This window comes from Chamaesiphon sp. OTE_75_metabat_556 (assembly GCF_031378165.1).
Classification (GTDB): Bacteria; Cyanobacteriota; Cyanobacteriia; order Cyanobacteriales; family Chamaesiphonaceae; genus Chamaesiphon.
Map to the genome: position 1 here is coordinate 1 of NZ_JANNDR010000221.1, position 3246 is coordinate 3246.

Sequence of the window (3246 nt, forward strand, 5' to 3'; positions counted from 1 at the left end):
CGAGAATGCTTCCAACCGTCGCGAGCATGTACATGGCAAGGATGAAATTGCCGATCACCGTCACGGCCAGCCATCCACCCAACGAATTCAGCTTCGTTCGCTCGTCTGCCGTCAAGCCTACGATGGATGCCGGATCGTGCCGTCGCCACCACGTGTCGCACGCAAGCGTTGCCCCGACGGATAGGAGCAAGACGATGGCGACAGCACCAAATAGTGCGATCAACACCAAGGCTGTGGGCGCGAGTCTGGACTGAGGCTCAAGTCGCCACATTCCGGACTGACCGGTGAATTGACCACCGGTGATGGAGTAGGTGCCACCGAGCGACCCATTTCGTGTTCCTGATGCCCAGACAATCGTGTCATGGGCAGCCGAGATCGAGACGATGTAAAGCGAATCGAGATCCCGTGCGACGACTGCCGCAAGGCCGGACCCGCCCAGCGGAGCACCGATGGGTAGGGATATCAGGCTTAAGGTTGGAGTATACGCACCCCAAGCTGGCGGTAGCGTATTGATTGAATCTGGCGATACCAGTGTTTTAGTTACAGCAACTCGATCGAAAGGACGGGAAGGAATTGATTTCCTACCATTGCTCGTAGAGTATGAAGAGAGAATCTATGCAGCCGGACGCATTCCTGGCGGGTTCCTGCGGCGTGAAGGTAGAGCACCAGAAAAAGTCACCTTGACTAGTCGATTGATTGACAGACCCATGCGTCCGCTGTTTCCAGACTGGTTGCGAGATGATATTCAAATCGTCGCCACTACCATGTCTCTGGACGAGCAAGTGCCCCCAGATGTCTTGGCGGTAACTGGAGCTTCGATCGCTACTCTCCTCGCGGGAATGCCCTTTAATGGCCCGATGGCGGCGGTTCGAGTTGGTTTGGTCGGGGATGACTTTATCATCAATCCGACCTACCGTGAAGTGCAGATTGGCGACTTGGATCTGGTTGTGGCGGGTACTCCCGACGGGATTATCATGGTCGAAGCAGGTGCCAATCAACTGCCAGAGCAGGATATCATCGAAGCGATCGACTTTGGCTATGAAGCTGTTCTAGAGCTAATCACCGCGCAACGGGAATTGCTAGCAGAACTCGGAATTGGCATTGTTCAGGCGGAGAAACCGATTACCGATCCCACGTTGGAAAACTTTCTCCGCGATCGTACTACCGAAAGCATCAAGCTAACCCTCGGTAAATACGAACCTAAAGGCGTGCGCGATACCGAGCTAGATGCAATCAAAGCCAAAGCAGTGGAAGAAATCGCCGCTTTACCAGAAGAAGATCCAATTAAAGTCGCCGCCGCTACTGACAGTAAAGTCGTCAGCACCCTGTTCAAGAGCATCACCAAGAAAATGATGCGTCAACAGGTAATCGAAACTGGACGACGAGTAGACGGACGCGCACTTGATGAAGTCCGCCCGATCTCCTGTTTTGTTGGCGTACTGCCCAAGCGCGTTCACGGGACGGGTTTGTTCAATCGGGGTCTGACTCAAGTACTGTCTGCCTGTACCCTCGGTACTCCAGGCGATGCTCAGGATCTCGGCGACGATCTCAACCCTGAAAATACCAAACGGTATATTCACCACTATAATTTCCCCCCTTACTCCGTCGGTGAAACTCGACCTATGCGTGGCCCAGGTCGCCGTGAAATTGGGCATGGTGCCCTGGCAGAACGCGCTCTGATCCCAGTATTGCCCAGCAAAGATGAGTTCCCATATGTACTGCGAATCGTCTCAGAAGTACTCTCTTCCAACGGTTCAACCTCGATGGGTTCGGTCTGTGGCTCAACCCTCGCGCTGATGGATGCTGGTGTGCCCATCTCCAAACCTGTCAGTGGTGCGGCAATGGGACTAATCAAAGAAGGCGACGAAGTGCGCGTACTGACTGATATCCAAGGGATCGAAGATTTCCTCGGCGACATGGACTTTAAAGTAGCGGGTACCGACACCGGAATCACCGCCCTGCAAATGGACATGAAAATCAGCGGTTTACCGATGGTGACAATTGCCGAAGCAATTAATAAAGCACGTCCCGCCCGCCTACATATTCTAGAGAAAATGTTGGCTGCGATCGACAAACCCCGCGAAGAACTCTCACCCTACGCCCCACGCTTACTCACCTTCAAAATCGATCCAGAACTGATCGGCTTGGTAATTGGACCTGGCGGTAAGACAATCAAAGGGATCACCGAGGAAACCGGAGCCAAAATCGACATCGATGATGATGGCACCGTCACCGTTTCTGCCGTCGATAACGACAAAGCCAAACGCGCGATCCAAATCGTCCAGGGGCTAACCCGCCGTCTGAACGAAGGTGATGTCTATTTAGGTCGTGTGACTCGGATTATTCCGATCGGTGCCTTTGTGGAGCTGCTACCAGGCAAAGAAGGAATGATCCACATCTCCCAACTCGCCGATCATCGCGTCGGCAAAGTCGAAGATGAAGTCGGCGTTGGCGATGAAGTGATTGTCAAAGTTCGCGAAATCGACAATAAAGGACGTGTCAATCTAACTCGGTTGAACATTCATCCCGATGAAGCTGCCGCAGCACGGAAAGGATAGGATTCTAAACTAATCGAATTTTTTGTGTAAAAGATGCCAGCCTAGTGATTTCATTAGGCTGGCATTTTCATAGCAGATATTTTATGCAGATTGTCGGGTGTTATCTTCAATATATCGGCGCAGAACTGTATTAATCATTTCCGTCGGCTTTACCCCTTGAGACTGAAACCATTTCATCACATCGGGGTCTAGATGCACCAAATTCTGAGCCTGTGCTGCGGGAATTCGCAGCGTTGCCCGCTCAAAAAATTCATCTGTCAAGGGTGGAATATCTGAGTAATCAATGTTGTCACCAGACATTGCTGCTAATGCTTCCCAATTAGTACCTGAGGTATTGTTCGAGTCATTTTTGTTCATATCGCTTATCCGATCGCATTTGATATTTTCATGACAGATGTGGTTGATTTCCAGTAAGATATGATTACCAAATTCAGGAGATTAACACATGACCTTTGAAGAAATGCAACTATTGCTGCAATCGATCGTAGTTGCCCAGCGAGAAACTACGGCTGCCCAACAAGAAACTGCGGCTGCCCAACGAGCAACCCAAGCGATTGTCGATTCTAATTCCCGTGCGATTCAAGCAATGTTAGACCAAGCTGCCACAGACAGGCTCAATCATGAGGCGAGGATGGAGAAGCTAGAGAAATTGTCAGAAGGACTAGTGAATATGTTAAGTTCGATTGAT

The 3246-nt window shown here is 51.0% G+C and carries 2 protein-coding genes and 1 pseudogene; 2 read left to right on the plus strand and 1 reads right to left on the minus strand.

Annotation, left to right across the window (positions count from 1 at the left end; genetic code table 11):
• The first annotated feature begins 449 nt into the window (after positions 1-449).
• On the plus strand, positions 450-2558 hold the full coding sequence (pnp, locus tag RMO27_RS09085; protein WP_309731556.1) for a polyribonucleotide nucleotidyltransferase: 2109 nt from the start codon (positions 450-452) through the stop codon (positions 2556-2558).
• Between the two features lie 81 nt (positions 2559-2639).
• Here the strand turns inward: pnp and RMO27_RS09090 are convergent, their stop codons facing one another.
• On the minus strand, positions 2640-2915 hold the full coding sequence (locus RMO27_RS09090; protein ID WP_309731557.1) for a BrnA antitoxin family protein: 276 nt from the start codon (positions 2913-2915) through the stop codon (positions 2640-2642).
• Positions 2916-3003: 88 nt separating this feature from the next.
• Here RMO27_RS09090 and RMO27_RS09095 point away from each other — a divergent pair.
• Positions 3004-3246: pseudogene (locus RMO27_RS09095) on the plus strand (hypothetical protein); the annotation flags it as partial.